Source organism: Corynebacterium sp. MSK035 (assembly GCF_030232615.1).
GTDB lineage: Bacteria > Actinomycetota > Actinomycetes > Mycobacteriales > Mycobacteriaceae > Corynebacterium > Corynebacterium jeikeium_D.
In genome coordinates this window covers 1-24322 of sequence record NZ_JASPJP010000010.1, presented here as the reverse complement: position 1 = coordinate 24322, position 24322 = coordinate 1, and the positions used below count along the sequence as shown (strand labels likewise).

Here is a 24322-nt window from a genome sequence, read left to right as displayed (position 1 = left end):
TCTAGTGGCAATAAGCAAAAGGAATGTGATTGTCGCATGGAGAGGTGGAATCCCGATTCGGCACTTGCCGGACAGTCACCATCAATTGAAATGTCTGTGCTGCGATCCGGCGCGATTATTATTGCCGTCACCGGCTTTTTGTGGCAGGTTGAATCGGCTGTTCGTTCTGTCCCCTTTGAAAACTTTCTGAGCCACTGGTTCCCTTTTGCATCACTGCTCATATTCATTCTCAGCGATATGTTGCTGATTTGGGCTGTGATTAATAATACGCGGCGAGGCCTTATTACCGCACTGCGTGTGCCGATGTACATCATGTTGGTTTTCCTGATGTTGGTTTCAACCTATTGGGATCTCCCTCATAACCTCGTTGGAAATGCGCTCTGGTATAGCCCATTTTCAGGTTTAGCCCTCGCTGCATTTGCTCTGACAGTGCCACTCCACATCAGTTTGTCCGTGATGGTATTTGTTCCCGGACTTATTGCGGTCATTAATTCGTGGTTGCTGGGACACACTTTTTGGCTCGACATGTTGTCGGATGTTGGTTTCAATCTCATCAACACTTTTCCATTTGTGATTATTGCAGGCTCTGCACAACCCGTCGCAAGGCTTATTGACTTCACCTACGAGAACTCTCGGAAGGTCAATGAGAGAGCGGAGCGTATGCGTGTCCGCGGCGAGGCGATGAGCAGCTTCAACGCCTATGTCCATGACTATGTATTGGCCGCACTGTCTGCAATCGGTAAGGGCTCTAAGATTGACTTCTCGCTAGACGAGCAGACTGGGCTGTTTTTCTCGCCTCGGCAAACAGTAAGCGGTAGAACTTTTGCTGAGGCTGTACGGGCGCAATTGATGTCGGTGAGCCCCGACATTTCGGTAACGCTAGACACCAGCGAAGAAGGCGGTCCAGTTCGGCTGCCAGGAGAAGTTGCTAACACGTTCCTATTAGCCGCAACCGAGGTGGCAAATAATGCCAAGCGTCACGCAGGTGCCGCAGCGGAAAAGAAATGCCACATTCGTGTTGCCTCGGGAGAGGTGTCCATTGATTTTCGTGACGATGGCACCGGGTTCGACCCCGAGGGAATTGACCCGCATCGTGCAGGTATCCGGTTGAGCGTTAAAGGGCGAATGGAGGCCCTTCGCGGTGGAGATGCTCTCGTTAACTCAAAGCCTGGGAAAGGTACTCAGGTTATTCTCAAATGGCACGGTAATACCTCTCCTGTGGAAGAGGAAGATGTAGTCGATTCCTCCGCTCACACGACATCGCTGTATGACCTCATGGGAATGTCAATTGTTTTTTCCTGGCAGTTCTACGGCGCGATCGTCGGCGTGTTGTTCATGGTTCTAGTCAGTAATGGACAATTATTTACCGCGGCCGGGCAAATCAGTCTGGCATTAGCGATCGGCCTTCTCGGGCTGATTATGTATGGCCGCCATTCACAATTGCCGTTAGCCCGTGCAATCGTAACTGGTGTCGCGATCGTTGTATTAGCTGTGGTGGGGCTCTACCAGCCCATTCCAAATAATTTGGAATGGTCGTATTTCTGGCACTTTAGCTTAATTTCTTTTGCATCTGCATTGCTCGCCATCCGCGGCCGCCCCTGGGTTGCGCTGAATTCAGTGCTCGGTGGCGCGATCATGGTGGAGCTTCTCAAGTTCTTCCCCTTTGCCCCCTCGGATACGACCCACATCAGTATCTCTGGAGTTGACCTGTTAGTTCGCTCCGTGATGTTGGTCGCGGGAATTTTGACGTCCATCATGGTCCGCTTTTTTATGCGCACCGTTCCGCAGTCTATTCAGGATTATAATCGTGCGCTGTACGCTGCCGGGGCCGCAAAAGAGTACGAAATTAGCAGCCAGAGTAACTACGAATGGCTGCAGCGCCGGGTCGGCCCCATTTTTAGCGCCGCTGCAGTTTTGGAAGAACCGACCCCGCGACTGCAGTTGCGTGCGCGGCTTACAGAGCAGCTTCTCCGAGACGTCCTACGTTCGCCGCATCTAAATGTTGGGTCCCTTCACCAAGCTGTTTGGGATGCCCGCGCAAGAGGTGTTCATGTCCGGCTCCTCGATGACCGCAATCACACGCAGGCCGTTTCCGATAGCACCGATGTGCGCCGTATTCCGCTTGTCGACGACGATTCCGCGGTGGCCAAGTTGATGCCGAACTTCCTCGAAGCAATCGATAACGCCGAAGAAGGATCGGTAACAATTCGCCTATTGCCCCCGGGCAGACGTGCATTTGCATCTATTTCTGATGACAATGGAGTGCAAAGGTTTGATGAAGCCGGTGAGAGGATAGTGATGTCACGTGACTAGGGAGAATATTGCGGGAATGAGCAATGCTTCCATCGACGTCTCGGCTGCAATTGACTCCGACAACATCGGAGATTACAGCGTGCAGTCGGATCGTTTGCTTCGCGTTGCTGCGATTGATGATCATGCCTTGACTCTGCAGGGGCTCGAAACCCTGCTTTCTGCAGAGCCAGACTTTGAGCTCGTCGGCTGTTATCAAACTGTGCCGGAGCTACTGGCCGATGTGGGCACCGATGACCGCCTGGATGTGGTCGTGCTGGATCTACGGCTGGCGGATAATTCAGATCCAGCGCAGAACGTTCTGTCGCTGGAATTGGTTACCGATCACGTGCTCATCCTCTCGTCAGCTGAAAGCCCATACCTTGTCCGAAAGGCAGTGCGTACCGGAGTGATGGGGGTTGTGCAAAAATCGGAAACCCCGGAGACAATCGTGTCTGCAGTACGGCTGGCGGCACTTGGCAAGGGTGCGCTGACTACAGAATGGGCATCGGTAGTTGACTCTGATCCCCTGCTCGACTCTGTCGATTTGTCAGAACGCCAGCGTGAGGTACTGGAGCTTTACGCCTCCGGTGAGTCGACGAAGCGAGTCGCGTCGATGACAGGGCTGACACCGAACACCGTGTTGGACTACTTGGGTCGTATTCGAGCCAAGTATGCGGCAGCTGGCCGGGCCGAGAACAGCCTTAACAAGTCGGAGATGTATAGGCTCGCTCAGCAGGACGGTTACCTGCCAGGGCCAATGGATCCGTCTTAAGCCAGCTCGACGATTTCCATGTAGTCGTCGCTCCAGAGGTCTTCGGTGCCGTCGGGAAGCACGATGACGCGCTCGGGCTCTAGCGCCTTGACCGCACCTGGATCGTGGGTAACCAGAACGACGGCCCCGGTGTAAGTGCGAAGTGCATCGAGAACCTGTTCGCGGGACTGCGGGTCGAGGTTGTTAGTGGGCTCGTCGAGAAGCAGGACGTTTGCGCGGGAGCTAACCAGCGTCGCCAGCGCCAGACGTGTCTTCTCACCACCGGAGAGGGTTCCCGCTGGCTGCTGCAGCTTGTCGCCGGAGAACATAAAGGCACCGAGCAGGCTCCGCAGTTCCGGCTCGTTGACGTCAGGGCAGGCGTAGACCGTGTTTTCCCAGACAGTCTTGTCCGGGTCAATCGTGTCATGCTCCTGGGCGAAGTAGCCGATGCGCAGGCCGTGGCCGGAGACAATGCCGCCTTCGCCATCGGTGCGCTCCACACCGGCGAGTAGCTTCAGCAGCGTCGTCTTACCAGCGCCATTGAAGCCGAGGACAACCACGCGGGACCCCTTGTCAATCGCAAGATCCACACCGGCGAAGACTTCCAACGAACCATACATCTTGGTCAGTCCCGTGGCGTTGAGCGGAGTCTTGCCACAGGGCGCCGGTTCTGGGAAGGAAATATGAGCGACCTTATCCTCGACACGGACCTCGTCGAGACTGTCCATCATGCGCTCAGCACGAGCCACCATCTGCTTGGCCGCACGGGCCTTCGTCGCCTTCGCGCCTAGCTTCTCGGCCTGCTTGCGCAGTGCGCTGGCCTTCTTCTCCGCGTTGGCGAACTCACGGCGACGTCGAGCCTCATCGGTCGCGCGTGCCGACAGGTAGTTCTTCCAGCCCATGTTGTACACATCAGCTTCGGCGCGCACCGCATCGAGGAACCAGACTTTGTTACACACGGCCTCGAGCAGCTCGACATCGTGCGAAATCATAATCAAGCCGCCCTCATGCTTACTGAGGAATTCGCGCAGCCAGGTAATCGAATCCGCATCGAGGTGGTTCGTCGGCTCGTCGAGAAGCAGCGTCGTGGCGGACTTGCCCGAGCCTTCGGTAGCGGCGAAGAGAATCTGAGCAAGCTCGACGCGGCGGCGCTGACCACCCGAAAGCGTCTTCAGCGGCTGGTCGAGTACGCGCTCCGGCAACCCCAGCGCGTCGCAAATGCGGGCTGCCTCGGCGTTCGCCTCGTAGCCGCCGAGGTCGTGGTAGCGCTCCTCGAGACGCGAAAACTTCCGAATCGCCGCATCGCGTTTCGTGTCAGTGGTCGCGGTCTCCATGATCTCCTGTTGGCGATCCATGCTGCGGCGGATTTGGTCAAGACCTCGCGCCGACAGCACACGGTCGCGGGCGGAGATGTCGATGTTGCCCTCGCGCGAGTCCTGTGGCAGGTAACCAATCGAGCCAGAGCGCACTACTGAACCGCCATAGGGTTCAGTTTCACCGGAGAGAATACGCATAGTCGTCGTTTTGCCAGCACCATTTCGCCCGACGAGTCCAATCCGGTCTCCCGGCTGGACGCGCAGCTGCTCACCCGGAGCAGTGAGCAGGGTACGGGCGCCGACTCGGACTTCAAGGTCATGGGTCACAATCACGAACGAGTAGCCTACCAGTTATGACTTCATTTCCCGTGACCGCCTCCGTCGTCGGCCTCGGGCCCGCCGGAAGAATCGCCGCCCACCGTGCATCCGCTCGCGGCTGGGATGTCACCGCTTATGACCCAGCCGGTGGCACACTGCCCTCGACGATTGGTCTCTGGTGCGACCAACTCCCCGACTGGTTGCCCAGCGACTTCCTCGCCGCCACTTTTCAACCCAGCGTCATTCTTGCCGACGGCACCGAACGTCAGCTTGCCCGCAACTACGGCGTTGTTAACAAGGACTGCCTGCAAGAACTTGGCGGTTTCCACATCGAACGCCGCGCACTCACCGATTCCGAAACCACGGGTACTGACATCACAATTGTCACCACCGGGCGCACGCACGCCGCAGTCGGGCGAGGTGGGCAGGTACGGCAGCTCGCCATCGGGCACATCTTTTCGCTTGACGACGTCCCCAGCGCCCACCGCCGCGCAGTCCTCATGGACTTCACTCCGGCCGAACCGGTTGACCCAGCGGCAGAGCCGGCTAGTTTCTCCTATCGCATTTTCTTGGATGACAGGACCTTCCTCATTGAAGAGACCATTCTCGCTACTCCGACTCCTATGGTTGACGGGTATCGTGGCGAAGCCGGTGCTGCAGTCCGGATCGGCGGTGAGGCCGATGACTCCGCACTTTTAGCGCTGTTGCGTAGACGCCAAAGTGCACGGTTGAAGTCCCTGGGGCTTTCGGAAGATCTGGCCATCGATGAAGAAGTGGTGTCCTTTCCCCTACTGGCAAACTTTCCCTCTCGCCGCGGTAACTTCTGGCACAGTGGACCATCCATGGGCACCCTCTTCGGCTTTGCTGGTGGTTGGATGCATCCTGCCACTGGTTACTCGGTGGGTTCGGTTATCGAAGATGTCGACCGCTTCTTGGCCGATATGGAAAAGAAGGGAAGCCGGACGCTGGGGACGTCGTTAAGCATGCGATTGCAGCGATGGCTACGCGAACGTGGGCTCGCGGCGTTGCTGGGGTTCGATGCACGACAGACGGGTGCGTTTTTTCGGGCGTTCTTTTCGTTGCCGGAAAAGGACGTGTTTGCCTATTTGATAGGGACATCCCCACTGACGACGCTTCGCGCTATGGCGAAAGTGGCCGTGCCTTTGCTGAAAATGAGTCCGCGTACGTGCGGAAAGCTCATCGCAGGGTTTGTGTGGGGACCTGGGAGATGGAGATCTCGTTGACCGGGAGCATATACATCAGCCGATTTGTGGGGTGATACCAACAATTAAAGCGGTGTGGTTTTTGCATTCACCGGAGTACAAACGCTTATGATAAATGAATGACTTCGACGCAATCTGAGGAGACTTCCTCACAAAACCATAAGCTTCAGCGCAGGCTGAGAGCTCGCCACCTGAACATGATTGCCATTGGTGGTGCCATTGGTACGGGCCTGTTTGTTGCCTCCGGTGCGACCATTTCGCAGGCCGGTCCAGGCGGTGCGCTTATCGCTTACGCTCTTATCGGCATCATGGTGTGGCTGGTTATGCAGTCTCTCGGCGAGATGGCCGCTTACCTGCCGGTGCCCGGTTCCTTCCAGGAGTACGGTCGCCGATACGTCTCAGAATCCTTCGGCTTTGCCATGGGCTGGAACTACTGGTTTAACTGGGCGATTACTGTGGCCGCAGAGCTCGTCGCTGCTGCGCTGGTGATGCGCTATTGGTTCCCGGATGTGCCTTCAATCATCTGGTCCGCGCTCTTCCTCGCGATTCTATTCGGGCTGAACGCCCTGTCCGCACGTGCATTCGGCGAGGGTGAGTTCTGGTTTGCGACCATCAAGGTCATTACCGTCATCGTCTTCCTCGTTCTTGGTGTCGGCATGATTTTCGGTATCTTGGGCGGCTCCTCCCCCGGCTTCGAAAACTGGACCACGGGCGACGCCCCATTCGTCAATGGCGGAATGGGACTGTTGGCTGTCTTCGTTGTAGCTGGATACTCCTTCCAGGGCACCGAGATGGTTGGCGTAGCAGCAGGTGAGGCTGAAGATCCTGAGCGTACGATTCCCCGCGCGATTCGCACTATCTTCTGGCGTATCCTGCTGTTCTACATCGGTGCCATCGCTGTTATTGGTTTCCTTATTGCGTACACGGACCCGAATCTTCTGAATGCCGCCGAGGACAATATTTCCATTTCACCGTTCACCCTGGTCTTTGAACGCGCAGGTATCGCGATTGCCGCTGGCCTGATGAACGCCGTTATTCTGACTTCGGTGTTGTCCGCGGGTAACTCCGGTATGTATGTGTCCACTCGTATGCTGTTTTCCCTGGCCCGTCAGGGACACGCTCCGCGTTACTTTGGCAAGCTTTCTGGGCATGGCGTTCCGCTGCGCGCTCTGATTGCCACCGCTGTCATCGGTATGGCTGGCTTCATTACCTCATTGGTAGGCGATGGTGTGGCGTACACCTTCTTGCTGACGCTGTCTGCGCTCGCGGGCTTTATCACCTGGTTTGGTATCTCTTTCAGCCACTACCGCTTCCGCAAGTGTCTGAAGGCCCAGAATATCCCGTTGGATTCGCTTCCCTACAAGGCGAACTTTTTCCCCGCCGGTGCTGTGCTGGCACTGATTATGTGCTTCTTTGTGGTGGCCGGACAGGCACTTGATCCGATTCGCACTGGCGAGAATATCTTCGCTATCCTCACTCCGTACCTGGGTATCCCGGTCTTCGTCCTGCTGTGGTTTATCCATAAGAAGGTCACGGGCTCCAAGCTCGTTGACCCGGCCACCGCAGACATGACTCGCGAATAGCTGCGAAGAGCTGTGAATAGATGCGAGTAGCTATGCATCTCGCATCTAACTCTCACAACTTGGATTAGCAGTCGAAGACAATAGCGACCCCGCTTGGCACTTTTCAGTGCCAGGTGGGGTCGTTTTTAACTCCGAGTCGGACAGCTTGAAAAAATTGCGGGGATGCTCGTGTGAATACGGGCTGCAGATGTGAAACTGTGCAAGTTTATGACGCTTTCAGGCCATTTTTTGAGCCATTTTTGACATAAATGCAGTCAGTAACTCGCATCGCCCTACCGATCCCGGCCATAAACGCAGTCAGCAACTCAAAAACAAACGAAAAAGTGCCTAGCTGAACGAGCCAGGAGCTCGTCGCCAAGCACTTTTAACGTAGCGGTTCCCTAATCACCGCTGTCACTGATCATCTAGACCGAGAAACCGAGAGCGCGCATCTGCTCGCGGCCGTCCTCAGTGATCATGTGAGGGCCCCATGCCGGGGACCAGACCCAGTTGAGGCGGAAGTCGCGGATACCCTCGACCTTCATAACCTCGGAGGCAGTCTGGTCGGTGAGCATATCAGTCAGCGGGCAGGCCGGGGACGTGAGTGTCATGAAGATAGCGGCAATGTCGCCTTCTTCAATCCAGATGTCATATACCAGGCCCAGGTCCACGACGTTGACTCCGAGTTCCGGGTCAACAACCTCGTACATTGCCTCTTCAACCTGGATGGCCAGCTTGTTATCGGCTTCGGTCTGCTCCGGTGCCGGCGGGACGGTGATGGACTCGTACGCATCCCCCTCATCAGTCGGAGCACCAGTGGTCATGGTGTCCTCGTCGACAGCATCAGGCTGTGCGGGCGAGGTGGCGTCATTAGCGATTGGTTCAGTCATGGCGATGGCCTTCCTCGTCATCGGTAACGGTTACAGTCGCGGTACCAACGCCGTTGCCTTCAGCGGCGTTGGCCAGAGCCTCAGCGGTCGCGGCCTGGAAAGCCTTCCAACCGAGAAGAGCGCACTTCACGCGGGCGGGGTACTTAGAAACACCAGCGAAGGCAATCCCATCGCCGATAAGGTCCTCATCGCCCTCAATCTTGCCTCGGGACGTTACCATCTTCTCGAACTCGGCAAGCTTGGCCATGGCCTCGTCGACAGTCTTGCCGACAATCTCCTCAGCCATAACTGAGGTAGAGGCTTGCGAGATAGAACAGCCCACGGCGTCATAGGAGACGTCATTGACGACAGTGAGGTCGTCGTTCAGAGTGACGCGAAGCGTGAGTTCATCGCCACACGACGGGTTGACGTGATGAACTTCCGTATTGAAAGGCTCCCGCAAACCCGCATGCTGCGGATGCTTGTAGTGATCCAGGATAACTTCCTGGTACATCTGCTCGAGCTTCATGTCCTTCTCCTTTCTTAAAGTTACGGGGTGACACCGAAGAACTTCTGTGCATGGCGCACTGCGTCGGCAAGCGCCTGAACGTCCTCTTCCGTGTTGTAGATGTAGAAGGATGCCCGGGCGGTCGACTGGGCGTTGAGGATTTGGTGAATTGGCCACGCGCAATGGTGACCGACGCGGATGCACACGCCTTGGTCGTCTAAAACCTGGCCAAGATCGTGCGGGTGAATGCCCTCGACCTTGAAGGAGACTGCAGAGCCACGCTGTTCTGGAGTAGTCGGACCGATGATGGTCACGCCATCAATTTCCTGCAGCTTCTCCAGTGCGAGCGCGGTCAGGTGGTGCTCATGAGCAGCTACCTTATCCATACCGATGGCATCCAGGTACTTCACCGCAGCCCCCAGGCCGACGACCTGGGAGGTCATCATGGTACCCGCCTCGAAGCGCTGCGGAGGCGCCGCGAAGGTGGTCTTCTCCATGGTGACGACCTCAATCATCGAGCCACCAGTGAGGAACGGCGGCAGTGCCTCGAGCAGTTCCCGGCGACCGTAGAGCGCGCCGACCCCGTTGGGGCCGAGCATCTTGTGGCCGGAGAACGCCAGGAAGTCCACATCGAGCTCCTTGACGTCGACAGGCATATGCGGCACCGACTGGCAGGCATCGAGGACTACCAGCGCTCCGACCTCGCGAGCACGGCGCACCATTTCCTTCACATCGGTTACTGCACCGGTGACGTTTGACTGATGGGTAAAGGCCACAACTTTGGTCTTCTCGCTGAGCTCCAGCGAGTCCATATCAATGCGGCCGTCTTCAGTCACGCCATACCAACGCAGTGTCGCACCAGTGCGGCGAGCCAGCTCCTGCCACGGCACCAAGTTCGCGTGATGCTCCAGCTCAGTGACGACAATCTCGTCACCCTCGCCGACCTGGTACTGACCTGCGCGGTCGTCGCCAAGCACGAATGCCACTGTGTTCAACGCTTCGGTGGCGTTCTTGGTGAAGACCAGCTCGTCATAGTCGGCGCCGATGAAGCCTGCAATGGCTTCGCGGGCATCTTCGTAGGCGTCCGTGGCCTCCTCAGCAATCTCGTAGGCACCGCGGTGCACCGGTGCATTGTGGTGGGTTAGGAACTCCACCTCAGCATCGATGACTTGCTTGGGGCGCTGCGAGGTCGCTCCGGAGTCCAGGTAGACCAGCCGCTTTCCGTCACGGACAGTGCGCGACAGAATCGGAAAGTCCTCGCGGAGTGATGGGCTGAGTAGTTCGGCGTTAGGCATTGATGTACTTCTCGTAGCCGTGCTCTTCCAGCTCGTCTGCAAGCTCCGGGCCACCGGAGGTGATGAAGCGACCATCGTGGAAGACGTGGACGAAGTCCGGCTTCACGTAGTTCAGGATGCGCTGGTAGTGAGTAATGATCAGAATGCCGCCGTCGTTTTCGTCCTGGTAGCGGTTAATGCCGTCAGAGACAACGCGCAGAGCGTCGACGTCCAGGCCGGAGTCGGTCTCGTCCAGGATGGCGAACTTCGGCTTCAGCAGGTCGAGCTGCAGAATCTCGTGACGCTTCTTCTCGCCACCGGAGAAGCCCTCGTTGACGGAGCGCTCGGAGAACGACGAATCGATCTCCAGGTCAGCCATTGCCTCACGGACCTCCTTGACCCAGTGGCGCAGCTTCGGAGCCTCGCCGCGGACAGCGGTTGCTGCAGAGCGCAGGAAGTTGGACATGGACACGCCGGTGACCTCGACCGGGTACTGCATTGCCAGGAAGAGGCCAGCGCGAGCGCGCTCGTCGACGCTCATCTCCAGCACGTTTTCGCCGTCGAGGAGAATCTCGCCCTCGGTGACTTCGTAACGCGGGTGACCTGCGATGGTGTAGCTCAGGGTGGATTTACCAGAGCCGTTCGGCCCCATCACAGCGTGGGTTTCGCCGGAGTTGATCGTCAGGTTGACGCCCTTCAAAATCTCCTTGGGCTCGGCGGACTCGTCGGTCGGCAGCACCTGCGCGTGGAGGTTACGGATTTCCAAAGTGCTCATAGTGAAATCTTTTCCTTTAATCGGTGTAAGTGGCCTGTCCCCCGGCACTTCCGGGGTGACAGGACGGAAAGGGTGAGAAAGAAGATAAGCGGTTAGAAGCCAGCGGTGTTGAGCTCTTCGTCAACGAGCTTTTCAAGCTTCTCGCGAACGGACTCGACCGGAATCAGGTTGATGACCTCGCTGAAGAAGCCGCGAACCACCAGACGGCGAGCTGCCAGCTCCGGAATACCACGCGAGAGCAGGTAGAAGAGCTGTTCCTCGTCGAAGCGGCCAACGGTGGCAGCGTGCCCAGCACCAGCGATTTCGCCGGTTTCAATTTCCAGGTTCGGAACTGCGTCGGCACGCGCGCCCTCGGTGAGCAGCAGGTTGCGGTTGAGCTCGTAGGTGTCGGTGCCCGTAGCTTCTGCACGAATGAGCACGTCTCCCACCCACGCGGTGCGGGCCTCACGATGAGCGACATTCGGCTCGCCCTGCAGCGCGCCCTTGTACATCACGTTGGAGCGGCAGTTCGGCACAGCGTGGTCGACCAGCATGCGGTTTTCAAAGTACTGACCGGCATCGGCGAAGTACACGCCCAGCAGATCGACGTCGCCGCCGGGTGCCGTGAAAGCAACGCGCGGAACGATACGGACAACCTCGCCGCCAAACGTTGCGACAGTGTGGCGCAGCGTAGCATCCCGGCCGACACGAACATGGTGCGCCGAACCATGAACGGCATCTTCGTTCCAGTTCACCATGGTCACGACGCCCAGCTTGGCGCCGTCGCCGATTACGAACTCGATGTTGTCCGCGAACGTGCCACCGCCTCGGTAGTTAATGACGCAGACGGCCTCGGCGTGAGACTGCACGTCAATGACGATATGGCCGTAGGACACGTTGTCCTCGCCCGGACCGTCGATGTCGATGACGACAGGCTCCTTGGACACCGAGTTCTTCGCGAAGGTCACGATGTGCGCATCGTCGAAGTTGGAGTACGCCTGTGCTGCCACGCGGTCCGTTGGGGCGCCGGCGCGACCAAGGCGCTCGTCGTCACGCTTGACGACGTCCACAGCGACGCCATCCTGACCAGCAGTCTCGACCGAAATTGAGGCTGCAACCGGCTCTGCTGCGGTGCCGTTGTGGAGACCGCGGAGCTTACGCAGCGGCGTGAACTTCCACTCTTCATCCTTGCCATGTGGCACGGCGAAGTCCTCCACGTTGAAGGATGAGAAAACGTCGCCCTTGTTCGCCAGCACGCGGCGGCTATGAGCAGCCTGGTTTTCGTTGTTAATCGTCGTAGTCATTGGTATTAACCGACCGAACCTTCCATCTGCAGTTCAATGAGGCGGTTGAGCTCGAGGGCGTATTCCATCGGGAGCTCCTTGGCGATGGGCTCGACAAAGCCGCGCACGACCATGGCCATTGCATCTTCTTCCTCGATGCCGCGGCTCATCAGGTAGAAAAGCTGATCGTCAGAGACCTTGGAAACCGTTGCCTCGTGGCCGAGGGTGACGTCGTCCTCGCGGACATCCACGTATGGGTACGTGTCCGAACGTGAAATCGTGTCCACCAGGAGTGCGTCACACTCGACGTTGGAGTGCGAGTGCTTGGCACCCTTGTTGACCTGCACCAGACCGCGGTAGGCAGCGCGTCCACCGTTGCGGGCCACGGACTTGGACACGATGTTGGAGCTCGTGTGCGGAGCCATGTGCACCATCTTGGCGCCGGTGTCCTGGAACTGGCCCTCGCCAGCCATAGCCACGGACAGCACCTCGCCCTTGGCATGCGGACCGGTCATCCACACTGCCGGGTACTTCATGGTGACCTTGGAACCGATGTTGCCGTCAATCCACTCCATGGTTGCGCCCTCTTCGCACTTGGTGCGCTTGGTAACCAGGTTGTAGACGTTGTTCGACCAGTTCTGGATCGTGGTGTAGCGGCAGCGGCCACCCTTCTTCACGATGATCTCCACAACAGCCGAGTGCAGCGAGTCGGACTTGTAAATCGGAGCGGTACAGCCCTCGACGTAGTGCACGTAGGCATCTTCGTCGACAATAATGAGCGTGCGCTCGAACTGTCCCATGTTTTCCGTGTTGATACGGAAGTATGCCTGCAGTGGGATGTCCACGTGGACGCCCTTCGGCACGTAAATGAAGGAGCCGCCGGACCAGACTGCGGTGTTAAGAGCGGAGAACTTGTTGTCACCGGACGGAATGACGGTGCCGAAGTACTCCTTAAACAGCTCCGGGTGCTCCTTGAGAGCGGTGTCGGTGTCCAGGAAGATAACGCCCTGGGCCTCCAGATCCTCGCGAATCTGGTGGTAGACAACCTCAGACTCGTACTGAGCGGCGACACCTGCGACCAGGCGCTGCTTCTCAGCCTCCGGAATGCCGAGCTTGTCGTAGGTGTTCTTAATATCCTCCGGCAGGTCTTCCCAGGTCTGGGCCTGCTTCTCGGTGGAGCGAACGAAGTACTTAATGTTGTCGAAGTCGATGCCCGACAAATCCGCGCCCCAGGTGGGCAGCGGCTTGCGGTCGAAGATTTCCAAAGCCTTCAAGCGACGTTCAAGCATCCACTCCGGCTCGTTCTTCTTAGCCGAAATATCGCGAACGACCGCTTCAGACAGGCCACGCTTCGCGGAAGCGCCAGCGGTATCCGGGTCGTGCCAACCGAACTGGTAGGCACCAATGGACTCGATAATCTCTTCGTCAGTCTGCGGAGTGGCAGCCTTCGTGGATTCAGCCACGTCGGTGGAGTTCTCATGGGCGAGGGTCATTCTCCGCTCCTTTCTTGTGGCGATTCAGTAAGTGTCTTTGTTACGGGAGTGAGTGGGATATTCGTAGTGCAGATACCGTTTCCATCAGCGATAGTCGCCAACGGTTGGGTGTGCTGACCTAATAATTTACTAACGGCTTCATGCTCCGCCGCGCAGAGCTCCGGAAACTCGGAGGCTACGTGGCTAATTGGGCAATGGTGCTGGCAAATTTGCACGCCGCCAGTGTTCTGGTTGATAGTTGCCGCGTACCCGGCCCGTCGGAAAGCATCGACGACGGCCTCTACGACCTCTTCCTTCTCTGCGTCCTGCCCCACTGGCGTGACGCCGAGCAGAATGTCATCAATGCGCTGACGGGCAAACTGGGCAACTGCCTGCTCACCACCGGCCTTGCGCAGTGCGGTCAGAGCTGCACTGGCAAGATCGTCGTAAGCGTGCCCGAATCTAGCGCGGCCCCGATCTGTCAGGCGATAGGACTTTGCTGGCCTGCCTCGGCCCCGGGGGCCGGTGCTGGGTGCCGGAGCGGTTTCGGCAAGACCTTCGTCCACCAGAATGTCAATATGACGGCGGACGCCTGCAGCGGATAGTCCCAGGGTGTCTGCGATAAAAGTCGCGGACGCCGGGTTGTGTTCCAGAAGCAATTGGAGAATGCGCTTGCGCGTATCACCATCATTGACTGTCGGCTTCCGATCTGCCATGACTGGTGAGTCACCTCCTGCGATTGGACTGCTGGATAATAATGGGTGTCTAGGTGGCTCAGCGAGGCAAGTATCCCACTTGCGCCGCTGGTGTATTAGACAACATAATTGTGTCGTAATTGGGTCACAATGTCCAACGCATTTAAATATCAATGCAACGTCGCTGATTAGAACGCCCTTTCGGCGTGTCGAATCGTCTACTATGTGACCTTGTGAAAACTAACCGACCTACCCCGCGCCGCTCGTCCACCTTCGACGACGCTCTCGGGGTGCGTGACGCCATTCCGAAGATTGGTCTGGCCGGTTCTAGGTCGGCAACCCTCCACCAGGGCTCAGAACAGCCGCTCCAACACCGCATCAATTACCGCGAACTCCGACGCTTCACCTGGCTGCGTTGGCTGGGTGCTCTCGGGGCGGTCTTTATTATGGTCGCCGGGATCGGCGCAGGCGCGACACCGGTGGTTGGAAATGAGTTTTGGGGTACACCACTTGGGCTAATCCTCGGTCGAATGTTGGTGGCAACGACAATCGTCACCTTCGTGGGCATTGGCATGTTAGTCACAGCCTGGTTGGGTGTCGGCGCTTTCGTTCTGGCCGGTGCGCGGACTCGCGTCACCGCAGTGACTACTCCGATGCTCATACGCACCTACGCGGCATGGGTATTGCCCTTGATGTTTACCGCTCCCCTGTTTACGCAGGATATCTATTCCTATTTGGCGCAGGCTGCAATTGTGGAGCGGGGTATGGATCCCTACCTCGCAGGGCCTGTTGACCTATTGGGAGCCAACGACCCACTTGCCCGATCGGTGCCATTGATTTGGTCGCACTCTCCGAGCCCATACGGTCCCACGGCCCTCGCAGTGGCATGGGGTATCGCCAAGATAACCAGCGACGGGGTGATCGCTTCCGTCTTTCTGCATCGACTCGTCGCCATTGTTTCGCTTCTCGTGGTGTCCTGGGCGCTGGTGCAGCTTGGTCGCCGCTGCGGCGTTAGCTCTCAGTTCACCCTCTGGCTGGGCACGCTCAATCCGCTGGTATTGCTGCACCTGGTGGGCGGTATCCACAATGAGGCCCTGCTGCTGGCACTCCTGCTTGTTGGTCTCGAACTGTGTCTGCGCGCTATCCACGGCCCTGCGCAATCGATGGTGCCCGATGAGCTGCCAGAACCCGGACCAATCGGACACGAGAACCAAAGCCGAGGTAGATCGTGGGCAATGTATGCAGGCGGTATTGTGCTCATCAGTCTCGCCGGAATGGTCAAAGTCACTGGTTTCGTGGCGCTCGGCTTCGCCGGCATGTGGCTGGCTCGAAAGTTTGGCAGTACCTGGAAGGCCGTTGCTCTTTCCGCGGTAGTGACGGGCGCAATGACCGTCGTCACGGCAGTCGTTGTTTCCTTAGGAACTGGTCTGGGCTTTGGTTGGATCACCGCGCAGGGTGGCGCCGCAACGGTGCGCAGTTGGATGTCGTTGACTACCCTGCTCGGGATCATCGCTGGTTTCTTCGGCAGGCTTCTGGGGCTCGGCGATATCAGCGACAGTGCTTTGCTGTTTACCCGCGGCATTGGCGTAGTGCTGGTGGCTGCCTGGCTCCTGCGCATGCTGTTAGCGACGTTCCGTGGGCGCATTCACCCGCTCGGCGGCTACGGCCTCGCGATGTTCGCTCTAGTAATCCTCTTCCCCGTCGTGCACCCCTGGTACCTGCTATGGGCCATCGTGCCCCTGTCCGCTTGGGCCAACCGGGTACAATTTCGCATTGCCGTGGTTCTGTACTCGGCAATTTTCAGTTTTGTAGTACTACCACGCGGCCTGGGGTTGCCTCCGGGCACCGTCGCTCAGATTTACCTACTGGCGTTGGTATTCTTCGTCGCAGTCATGTTCGTCATCTTGGCGTACTCGACGCGATCTAAGGTATTTCGCCTTCATTAAAACTGTGAGATTAGACTGACTAACCGTGAATAACGCTGCCAATTCTCCTGCTCTGCGCCTTGAGAACGTAACGAAGAAATTCGATGACGTTGAGGCTGTATCAGACCTTTCGCTTTCCCTGGATCGAGGTAGGGTTCTTGCGCTCCTCGGCCCCAACGGTGCTGGTAAGACCACAACCGTTGAAATGTGTGAGGGCTTCATCAAGCCGGATGAAGGGCGAATTCGCATTCTCGATCTCGACCCGGTCGCTCAAACCACAGCACTGCGCAGTCGCATTGGCATCATGCTCCAGGGCGGAGGCGCCTACCCCGGTGTTCGCGTTGGCGAAATGCTGAACCTCGTTGCCAGTTACTCCGCAAACCCGCTGGACACTGATTGGCTTCTTGAAGTCGTTGGCCTAGAACGCCATCGTAAGACGAACTACCGCAGGCTCTCTGGCGGTCAGCAGCAGCGACTGTCGCTCGCATGTGCCCTGGTCGGACGCCCGGAGCTTGTGTTCCTCGACGAGCCGACAGCAGGCCTCGATGCTCAGTCCCGTCTAGCCGTCTGGGATCTCATCTCGTCGCTGCGCCGTGATGGGGTCACCGTGGTCCTGACAACGCACCTCATGGACGAGGCCGAATCGCTTGCCGACGACGTTGCGATTATCGACCGGGGCCATTTAGTTGTGGCCGGTACCACCGAGGAGATCACTAGCGCAGGCGCATCGGCTCTCCAGGGAACGTCGTCAAGCACTGCTATGAAGATCAGCGTTCGAGGCAGCCTTGACTTCGAAGAGGTCAACCGCAACTTCAGCGAGTCCGGTCTTCCACAGCGTCTGCAGCGTTCTGGCGGTGGAGAGTTTTCCCTGATTGGTGAAGCTTCACCGCGCGCCTTGACTGTCTTGGCGCAGAGTTGCGAGCAGCAAGAGGTGTTGATCACCTCGTTGAATAGGGCGACGCAATCGCTTGAAGATGTCTTCTTGCAGATCACTGGAACGGAGATGAGGAGCTAATGACTACCGCACCGAGGGCCGATGCTTCCCGCTTTGCAAAGGGCACTTTCGCCCCAGCGCCACAGCGTTCGGACATGGCGAAGTTGGTCATGTCGCAGGCGTGGTTGGAAACGAAGCTCTTCTGGCGACATGGTGAGCAAATGCTCCTCACCATCATTATCCCGTTGGCGATGCTCATCGGCCTGGTGATGGTGCCGGTGTTGGAGCTCGATGATCCGCTCGAGCGTATCTTCCCCATGGTGCTGGCGATTTCCGTCATGTCTGCAGGGTTTACCGGACAGGCAATTGCCGTGGGCTTTGACCGCCGTTACGGAGCCCTGAAGCGCATCGGCGCCTCAGGCGTGCCACCCTGGGGCATTATCGCAGGCAAGATTGTGTCGGTCTGCACCACCGTCACGTTGCAGTACGTACTGTTTAGTCTCGTGGGGCTCGCCCTTGGCGCAGAGCTGTCGATTGGCGGCTGGCTGCTGGCTTATGTGGGGATGCTTCTGGGAACGTTCGTCTTTACCTCATTGGGCTTGCTCATGGGCGGTACGTTGGGAGCCGAGCTAATCCTAGGTCTGGCCAACCTGATCTGGTTCATCCTCATTGGTGCTACTACGTATGTGGCCGTTGCGCCATCGTTAGATGACATCAGCTCTGTACTGCTACACCTCTTGCCGTCCGTCGCGCTTACCGACGTGATCTCCGCGGCATTGGCCATGTCCGTCCATTGGTCAGCTGTCGGGGTGCTGATTGTGTGGGGTGTCCTTGGCGCTGCACTGGCGGCTCGCTGGTTCCGTTTTGATATGCCGAATGACTAGGAATCTATCGGGGAGTCTGCATAGAAAAGCGCAGCCCAACGCAGGGGTTTCGCTTATTACCATTTTCCGCCAGCATGGGTAGAATTTCTTAATGTGAATACTGCAGATCGAAGTTTGCCCCTATCGTTTTTGCCGCTGACACCAATCGGGCGCCAGAAGCTCTATGCCCTGCTGGTTTTGATTGCACAGGCGGCAATTGCGGTAACCGGTTCTATCGTCCGTGTTACTGGTTCAGGTCTCGGTTGTGCTTCGTGGCCTGAATGTCACCCAGGCAGCTTCGTTCCTGTCGCGGGGGAAGCAGAAATGCTCCATCAGATTATTGAGTTTGGCAACCGGCTGCTCACCTTTGTGCTGGTTGCTCTGACACTTCTGCTCTTTCTTTCGGTTATGCGTGTCGGTCGCCGTCAGGAAATCAAGTTGCTGGCCTTCCTCAACGGTCTCGGCGTTATCGTCCAGGCTGTTATCGGCGGTATCTCCGTTTGGGTTGACCTGAAGTGGTACGCCGTAGCGCTGCACTTCCTGCCTTCGATGATTCTGGTCTGGCTCGCTGGCATGCTTTTCGTCAAGATTTCTGAGCCTGACGACGGCACTGCTACCCGCATGTACCCGCGCTATCTGCGCTATCTGGCTGCCGCCTCCGGCTTGGCCCTGACGATGACGCTGATTACCGGAACTATGGTCACCGGTGCCGGACCACACGCTGGAGATGCTTCGGTGCTCCCGGAGGATCGCCTCCAGCTACCGATTGTTGACCTGGCGCATATCCACGCTGGTTTTATGTACCTCTACCTTGGCCTGGTTATCGGCCTCATTTTCGGTCTGCTGGCCTCGGAAGCCTTTGCACCTGTGCGTAAGGTTGCCATCGCACTCGTTGTGTTCATTTTGGCTCAGGGCGTAGTTGGAATGATTCAGTATTGGTCCGGTGTACCGGAGGCATTGGTGCCGGTTCACGTTGCCGGATCTGGTATCTGCACCGCTTTGACTGCAGTACTTTTCCAGCACGGTTACCGCACTGTCGGTGGGAGCGCAGAAGTCACTGGCTCGCTTGAAGGCGATGCGGCTGCCGCCACTGTTGCTTCGGAGAAGAACGTCGAGGTTACCGCGTAGCTAGCTGCCGGTCAGCGGCTGTATTAACCACTGTGGTTACCGGCTGTTGATTCCTGCTTGAACCGCCTAAACACGCGCTTTGGTTGTGCGTGTTTAGGCGGTTCTGCTGTCTGCTCGGCTCCGTGTGCTCGGATGTGCGTTTCCCAGTGGCTAGCGGGCTGCGCGGGCGGTGCGGGCTGCGCGGGCGGTGCAAGGGGGCGGTCTGCCCACCTATCGATCCGAGTTACTGACTATGTTTATGACAGAAATCGCGCGAAAAATGGCCTGAAAGTGTCATAAACTCGCACAGTTTCACATTTGCAGCCCGTGCCCATCTCCACACACAAAAAGAGGCCCTTCCCGCAACCGGAAAGGGCCTCTTCAAAGGAGCTCAGCAGCTGACCTAGAACATGCTCGAAATTGTCTGCAATCCGAGTACGGCATCGAGAGAAAGCGCCACACAGACGATAGACAAGTAGTTGTTCGACATGAAGAACAGCTTCATCGGCTTGATCTTGCCACCGGTCTTAACGTGGCGGTGCAGGTCAATGGCGCCCCACAGGAACCAGGCACCAGCGCCAACGGCGCCAATCAGATAAATCCAACCCGCGTACGGAACCAACAGCAGAGTGGTAATCACGGTCGCGGCGGTGTAGTAAATAATGCGCTTGGAAACGACGATTGCCGGCTTGACCACTGGCATCATCGGCACGCCAGCGGCCTTGTAGTCCTCCTTGTAGCGCAGGCCCAATGCCCAGGTGTGCGGCGGAGTCCAGAAGAAGATAAGCAGGAACAGGATGAATGCCTGCCACCAGTGAGCGAGCCCCGTAATCTCCGGGTTGTTGTCAGTGATTACGGCCCAGCCGACCATCACCGGCATACAACCCGCAGCGCCACCCCAAATTACGTTCTGATCAGTACGGCGCTTCAGCCACAACGTGTAGACGAAGATGTAGAAGGCAATCGTAATCAGAATGAAAACGGCGGCCAGCAGCGAGTTACACAGCAACCACAGCCATAGGAACGACGCAATCATCAAGACAGTGCCGAAAATCGCTGCCGCTCGACGGCTAACCTGGTTGCGCGCGAGCGGGCGACGGCGAGTACGGCGCATCTTCTGGTCAATGTCGTAATCCATGACCATGTTGAAGGTGTGCGCAGCTGCGGCACCCAACCAACCACCGAACAAGGTGAGAAGAATCAGTCCAACGTGAACATGACCGCGATCAGCCTGAAGCATTGCGGGAATGGCCGCGACGAGCAGGAGCTCGATAATTCTTGGCTTAGTCAGTGCAATATACGCCTTGACTGTTTCCAACAAAGCAATGTCCCTTTCACGCGCCATAAACAAACCCCCCGTTTACAGATAGTCGGATGTAACGGTCGGAAAGTTCCCGACGAGTTTTTCCGCAAAATTAAATGAGGGGCAGGCAATCAGTTTACCGGTAATCATAACGGTTCCAATAATGACCGTCGTAAAGCATGTGCGGCGCGCCCTCTGAGACTTATCTCTCAGCTATTCGGCCCGGTTTGAACCCGGAGCGCGCAATCCTAGTTAGTATGGAAGAGAATTTTACTAATCCATTTGGATACTAGGAGTCATTCACGTGACACTGTCGACTGAGCATGAAGCACGGGTTGTGCGCAACTACCCCTCGGACTGGTCTGACTTGGATACGAAGGCCGTAGATACGGCCCGTGTGCTGGCTGCAGACGCCGTTGAAAAGGCAGGTTCGGGGCACCCCGGCACTGCGATGAGCCTCGCACCGCTGGCTTACTCTCTTTACCAGCGCGTTATGCGCCATGACCCGAAGGATACGAAGTGGATCGGCCGTGACCGTTTCATTCTCTCCTGTGGTCACACCTCTCTGACGCAGTACGTCCAGCTGTACCTCGGCGGTTTTGGCCTGGAGCTCGATGACCTGAAGGCGCTGCGTACGTGGGACGCTCTCACCCCGGGTCACCCGGAGTACGGCCACACTGACGGCGTGGAAATCACCACTGGCCCGCTGGGTCAGGGGCTGGCGTCGGCTGTCGGTTTTGCCATGGCTTCGCGACGGGAACGTGGGCTGTTCGACCCGGAAGCTGCTCCGGGTGAGTCTCCGTTTGATCACTACGTGTACGTCATCGCTTCTGATGGTGACGTTCAGGAGGGTGTCACTGCCGAGGCCGGCTCGCTGGCCGGCACTCAGCAGCTGGGCAACCTGATTGTCTTCTGGGATGACAACGGCATCTCCATCGAGGACGACACCACCATTGCTTTCACCGAGAATGTCGCGGACCGCTACCGTGCTTATGGCTGGCAGGTCATTGAGGTTGACGGCGGCGAGGACGTCGCGGCACTCGAGGCTGCTGTCGAGGAGGCCAAGAAGGATACGGAGCGTCCGACCTTCATTCGCGTTCGTACTGTGATCGCTTACCCGGCTCCGACGAAGATGAACACCGGCGCATCGCACGGTGCTGCTCTTGGTGGCGAGGAGATTGTCGGCATCAAGGAAGCTCTCGGCTTCGATACCGACAAGAGCTTTGACGTCGCTGACGAGGTCATTGAGCACACTCGCAAGCTAGTTGAGCGCGGTGCTGAGGCTCATGCACAGTGGCAGGTCAAGTTCGACGAGTGGGCTGCGGCTAACCCGGAGCGCAAGGCTCTGCTGGACCGTCTGACCGCTGGTGAGCTGCCGGAGGGCTTCGACGCTGAGCTGCCGACTTGGGAGCCGGACGAGAAGGGCGTTGCTACCCGCAAGGCCTCTGAGGCCGCGCTGCAGGCACTGGGCAAGACCCTGCCGGAGCTGTGGGGTGGCTCGGCTGACCTGGCTGGCTCCAACAACACCGTCCTGAAGGGTGAGCCGTCCTTCGGCCCGAAGTCCATCACCACCGGTACCTGGACCACCGACCCGTACGGCCGCAATCTGCACTTCGGTATCCGTGAGCACGCCATGGGCTCGATCCTCAACGGCATTCTGCTCCACGGTGGCACCCGTCCGTACGGCGGCACCTTCCTTATCTTCTCGGACTACATGCGTCCGGCTGTCCGCCTAGCATCGCTGATGGGCATCTCCCCTATTTACGTCTGGACTCACGACTCCATTGGTCTGGGCGAAGACGGTCCGACGCACCAGCCTGTTGAACAGCTGGCTTCGCTGCGCGCTATCCCGGGTGTGTCCACTGTCCGCCCGGCTGACGCTAACGAGACCGCTCAGGCTTGGGCCGCTGTTCTTCAGGGCGAGGCAGGCCCGAAGGCTCTGGCCCTGACCCGCCAGAACGTTCCGGTCTTGGAAGGTACCAAGGAGAAGGCCGCTGAGGGCGTCCGTCGTGGTGCGTACGTGCTTGTCGACGGCGCCAAGGAGACCCCGGACGTCATCCTGATGGCTACCGGTTCGGAAGTTCACCTCGCTGTCGAAGCTGCTGACAAGCTGGCTGAGGAAGGCGTCAGCGCCCGCGTTGTCTCCGTTCCGTGTCTTGACTGGTTCGAGCAGCAGGACGATGCCTACCGCGAGCAGGTTCTGCCGAAGTCCGTCCGCGCTCGTGTCTCGGTTGAGGCCGGTATTGCAATGCCGTGGTACCGCCACCTGGGTGATGCTGGTCGCGCTATCTCCCTGGAGCACTTCGGTGCATCGGCTCCGTACAAGGAGCTGTTCGAGAAGTTCGGCATCACAGCAGAGGCTGTTGTCGATGCCGCCAAGGAGTCCATCGAGGCTGCTAAGTAAGTTTGTTAAAACCTGGCGCTATCGGCCGTTGTCGGGACGGGATTTGTGAAAACCGTACCGCGCTCCGGTAGCGCCAGTATTGTTTGTGACGCACAGTAGTTTAAGGACATACAACTTTTAGCGAAGTCTTTAGGCAACGAAGCGGTATTGACAGAAAGGCGTTAAACACTATGGGAAACACCACGATGGAAGCGCTCGCCAAGGTAGGGACTTCGGCGTGGCTCGACGATCTTTCGCGCCAGCGCCTCACCTCGGGCGATTTGAAAAATCTTATTGAAGAGCTTCGGGTTGTCGGTGTCACTACTAACCCGGCAATCTTCTCTTCGGCGATGACCGCCGGTGAGGATTACGACTCTCAGCTGGCGCAGCTCACTGCAGAGGGTGCGAACCCGGCAGATGCTGTGTTCGCGATGGCAATCGACGACGTCCGCGATGCCTGTGACCTTTTCGCTGGTGTATCCGAAGAAACCGACGGTGTCGATGGCCGTGTGTCCATCGAGGTCGATCCTCGCTACGCCGACAACTACGAGGCCACGATTGCGCAGGCCCGTAAGCTCTGGGAGCGCGTCGGCAAGCAGAACGCGATGATTAAGATTCCGGCGACCGATGCTTCCCTGCCGGCTGTCACCCAGGCTCTGTCCGAGGGAATCTCGGTAAACGTCACCCTGATTTTCTCGGTGGAGCGCTACCTGCAGGTCATTGATGCGTTCATCGAGGGCATTGAGCGTGCGAAGGACAACGGCGTAGACCTGGCTTCGGTTCACTCTGTTGCGTCGCTGTTTGTTTCCCGCGTTGACACCGAAATCGATGCTCGCCTGGACAAGATCGACTCCGAGGAGGCCCTGGCTCTGCGCGGCAAGGCTGGTCTGGCCAATGCCCGTGCAGCTTACGCCAAGTTCGAGGAGACTTTCTCGGCGCAGAATATTCGCTGGGCACAGCTGGAAAACGCCGGTGCTAAGCCGCAGCGCCTGCTGTGGGCTTCGACCGGTGTGAAGAACCCGGCTTACCCGGACACCCTCTACGTCACTGAGCTGGCTGCACCGCAGACTGTGAATACCATGCCGGAGAAGACGCTGCGTGCTGCCGGGGGCTTCGAGGGCGAGGTTCGCGACGCCGTCAGCGGCCAGGGGGAAGCAGCCAATGCCGTTATGACTCAGCTCAGCGAGATTGGCATCGACCTCGATGACGTCTTCGCTGTCCTGGAGCGCGAGGGCGTGGAGAAGTTCGTGGACTCCTGGCAGTCCTTGCTCGAGTCGATTGCACAGCGCATGGAGCAGCTGAAGTAAGCCTGCTGATTATCTAGGTGCCTGTTGGTAGTGGCTGCGTTTCTGGCTGGCGCCAGCAGGTCGCCTGGCGCTCCGAGTTACTGACTGCGTTTATGTCAAAAACGGCCCGGTAGGTTCAGGCGGTGAATGCATCACCACTTTCGACCAGGAGAAGTAGTGAAGCAAACCCGCCGAACGAAATAC

Annotated in this window: 19 protein-coding genes; 10 read left to right on the top strand and 9 right to left on the bottom strand. The window is 58.0% G+C overall.

Annotated features, from left to right (window positions below; genetic code table 11):
• Positions 1 to 36: 36 nt before the first annotated feature.
• Both QP978_RS07415 and QP978_RS07410 read left to right on the top strand, forming a co-directional pair.
• Positions 37 to 2313, top strand: a complete 2277-nt coding sequence (locus QP978_RS07415) for a sensor histidine kinase (RefSeq protein WP_016422760.1) — start codon at positions 37 to 39, stop codon at positions 2311 to 2313.
• Complete coding sequence (locus QP978_RS07410; RefSeq protein ID WP_224433497.1) at positions 2306 to 3064, top strand: response regulator transcription factor; 759 nt, start codon at positions 2306 to 2308, stop codon at positions 3062 to 3064. The genes QP978_RS07415 and QP978_RS07410 overlap by 8 nt, the downstream gene beginning before the upstream one ends.
• On the opposite strand, the gene QP978_RS07405 is transcribed toward QP978_RS07410, so the two are convergent.
• Positions 3061 to 4692: an ABC-F family ATP-binding cassette domain-containing protein gene (locus QP978_RS07405; RefSeq protein ID WP_038625400.1), complete on the bottom strand. Its 1632-nt coding sequence runs from the start codon at positions 4690 to 4692 to the stop codon at positions 3061 to 3063. The two genes, QP978_RS07410 and QP978_RS07405, sit on opposite strands and share 4 nt — an antisense overlap.
• Positions 4693 to 4712: 20 nt before the next feature.
• On the opposite strand from QP978_RS07405, the gene QP978_RS07400 reads away from it, so the two are divergent.
• Together QP978_RS07400 and QP978_RS07395 are read left to right on the top strand one after the other, a co-directional pair.
• On the top strand, positions 4713 to 5921 hold the full coding sequence (locus QP978_RS07400) for a lycopene cyclase family protein (RefSeq protein WP_284857020.1): 1209 nt from the start codon (positions 4713 to 4715) through the stop codon (positions 5919 to 5921).
• 98 nt (positions 5922 to 6019) lie between these two features.
• Complete coding sequence (locus QP978_RS07395) at positions 6020 to 7483, top strand: amino acid permease (RefSeq protein WP_049190722.1); 1464 nt, start codon at positions 6020 to 6022, stop codon at positions 7481 to 7483.
• A 404-nt stretch (positions 7484 to 7887) separates the two neighbouring features.
• Here QP978_RS07395 and QP978_RS07390 read toward each other — a convergent pair whose 3' ends face one another.
• The 7 genes from QP978_RS07390 to QP978_RS07360 form a co-directional block, all read right to left on the bottom strand.
• Positions 7888 to 8352 carry a metal-sulfur cluster assembly factor gene (locus QP978_RS07390; protein WP_284857019.1) on the bottom strand — a complete coding sequence of 155 codons (465 nt, stop codon included), beginning with the start codon at positions 8350 to 8352 and terminating at the stop codon, positions 7888 to 7890.
• Positions 8345 to 8860, bottom strand: coding sequence for a Fe-S cluster assembly sulfur transfer protein SufU (gene sufU, locus QP978_RS07385; RefSeq protein ID WP_070567113.1), 516 nt, complete (start codon positions 8858 to 8860; stop codon positions 8345 to 8347). The genes QP978_RS07390 and sufU overlap by 8 nt, the downstream gene beginning before the upstream one ends.
• A gap of 20 nt (positions 8861 to 8880) precedes the next feature.
• Complete coding sequence (locus tag QP978_RS07380) at positions 8881 to 10134, bottom strand: cysteine desulfurase (RefSeq protein ID WP_016422753.1); 1254 nt, start codon at positions 10132 to 10134, stop codon at positions 8881 to 8883.
• Positions 10127 to 10888, bottom strand: coding sequence for a Fe-S cluster assembly ATPase SufC (sufC, locus tag QP978_RS07375; RefSeq protein WP_016422752.1), 762 nt, complete (start codon positions 10886 to 10888; stop codon positions 10127 to 10129). Before sufC ends, QP978_RS07380 begins: the two co-directional genes overlap by 8 nt.
• 92 nt (positions 10889 to 10980) lie before the next feature.
• On the bottom strand, positions 10981 to 12171 hold the full coding sequence (gene sufD / locus QP978_RS07370; RefSeq protein ID WP_284857018.1) for a Fe-S cluster assembly protein SufD: 1191 nt from the start codon (positions 12169 to 12171) through the stop codon (positions 10981 to 10983).
• Positions 12172 to 12176: 5 nt separating this feature from the next.
• Entirely contained in the window at positions 12177 to 13643 is a 1467-nt protein-coding gene (gene sufB / locus QP978_RS07365) for a Fe-S cluster assembly protein SufB (protein WP_016422750.1), read from the bottom strand.
• Entirely contained in the window at positions 13640 to 14338 is a 699-nt protein-coding gene (locus QP978_RS07360) for a helix-turn-helix transcriptional regulator (protein WP_048734176.1), read from the bottom strand. Before QP978_RS07360 ends, sufB begins: the two co-directional genes overlap by 4 nt.
• A 185-nt stretch (positions 14339 to 14523) precedes the next feature.
• On the opposite strand from QP978_RS07360, the gene mptB reads away from it, so the two are divergent.
• From mptB to QP978_RS07340, 4 genes are all read left to right on the top strand, one after another.
• Positions 14524 to 16263: a polyprenol phosphomannose-dependent alpha 1,6 mannosyltransferase MptB gene (gene mptB, locus QP978_RS07355; RefSeq protein ID WP_070854075.1), complete on the top strand. Its 1740-nt coding sequence runs from the start codon at positions 14524 to 14526 to the stop codon at positions 16261 to 16263.
• Between the two features lie 25 nt (positions 16264 to 16288).
• On the top strand, positions 16289 to 17257 hold the full coding sequence (locus tag QP978_RS07350; protein ID WP_049193479.1) for an ABC transporter ATP-binding protein: 969 nt from the start codon (positions 16289 to 16291) through the stop codon (positions 17255 to 17257).
• The gene (locus tag QP978_RS07345) at positions 17257 to 18060 is read left to right on the top strand and encodes an ABC transporter permease (RefSeq protein ID WP_049190730.1); all 804 of its coding nucleotides are present in this window, start codon (positions 17257 to 17259) and stop codon (positions 18058 to 18060) included. Before QP978_RS07350 ends, QP978_RS07345 begins: the two co-directional genes overlap by 1 nt.
• Before the next feature lie 93 nt (positions 18061 to 18153).
• Positions 18154 to 19167 carry a COX15/CtaA family protein gene (locus tag QP978_RS07340; RefSeq protein ID WP_016422745.1) on the top strand — a complete coding sequence of 338 codons (1014 nt, stop codon included), beginning with the start codon at positions 18154 to 18156 and terminating at the stop codon, positions 19165 to 19167.
• A 382-nt stretch (positions 19168 to 19549) separates the two neighbouring features.
• Here QP978_RS07340 and QP978_RS07335 read toward each other — a convergent pair whose 3' ends face one another.
• A complete protein-coding gene (locus tag QP978_RS07335; protein ID WP_172954651.1) occupies positions 19550 to 20464 on the bottom strand; it encodes a heme o synthase in 915 nt (304 codons plus the stop codon).
• 289 nt (positions 20465 to 20753) lie between these two features.
• Between QP978_RS07335 and tkt the strand changes: the two genes are divergently transcribed.
• Both tkt and tal read left to right on the top strand, forming a co-directional pair.
• Positions 20754 to 22853 carry a transketolase gene (tkt, locus tag QP978_RS07330; RefSeq protein WP_048731889.1) on the top strand — a complete coding sequence of 700 codons (2100 nt, stop codon included), beginning with the start codon at positions 20754 to 20756 and terminating at the stop codon, positions 22851 to 22853.
• Positions 22854 to 23023: 170 nt separating this feature from the next.
• Positions 23024 to 24139 (top strand): transaldolase, encoded by a 1116-nt coding sequence (gene tal, locus QP978_RS07325; protein ID WP_070602604.1) that lies wholly within the window; start codon positions 23024 to 23026, stop codon positions 24137 to 24139.
• The last annotated feature ends 183 nt before the right edge of the window (positions 24140 to 24322 follow it).

Bases quoted from the DNA above. Each gene is read 5' to 3' on its own strand.
- sufB (WP_016422750.1), bottom strand. From the start codon at position 13,643: ATGACCCTCGCCCATGAGAACTCCACCGACGTGGCTGAATCCACGAAG.
- QP978_RS07390 (WP_284857019.1), bottom strand. From the start codon at position 8,352: ATGACTGAACCAATCGCTAATGACGCCACCTCGCCCGCACAGCCTGAT.
- QP978_RS07400 (WP_284857020.1), top strand. From the start codon at position 4,713: ATGACTTCATTTCCCGTGACCGCCTCCGTCGTCGGCCTCGGGCCCGCC.
- QP978_RS07360 (WP_048734176.1), bottom strand. From the start codon at position 14,338: ATGGCAGATCGGAAGCCGACAGTCAATGATGGTGATACGCGCAAGCGC.
- QP978_RS07415 (WP_016422760.1), top strand. From the start codon at position 37: ATGGAGAGGTGGAATCCCGATTCGGCACTTGCCGGACAGTCACCATCA.
- QP978_RS07345 (WP_049190730.1), top strand. From the start codon at position 17,257: ATGACTACCGCACCGAGGGCCGATGCTTCCCGCTTTGCAAAGGGCACT.
- sufD (WP_284857018.1), bottom strand. From the start codon at position 12,171: ATGACTACGACGATTAACAACGAAAACCAGGCTGCTCATAGCCGCCGC.
- QP978_RS07380 (WP_016422753.1), bottom strand. From the start codon at position 10,134: ATGCCTAACGCCGAACTACTCAGCCCATCACTCCGCGAGGACTTTCCG.
- tal (WP_070602604.1), top strand. From the start codon at position 23,024: ATGGGAAACACCACGATGGAAGCGCTCGCCAAGGTAGGGACTTCGGCG.
- sufU (WP_070567113.1), bottom strand. From the start codon at position 8,860: ATGAAGCTCGAGCAGATGTACCAGGAAGTTATCCTGGATCACTACAAG.
- sufC (WP_016422752.1), bottom strand. From the start codon at position 10,888: ATGAGCACTTTGGAAATCCGTAACCTCCACGCGCAGGTGCTGCCGACC.
- QP978_RS07395 (WP_049190722.1), top strand. From the start codon at position 6,020: ATGACTTCGACGCAATCTGAGGAGACTTCCTCACAAAACCATAAGCTT.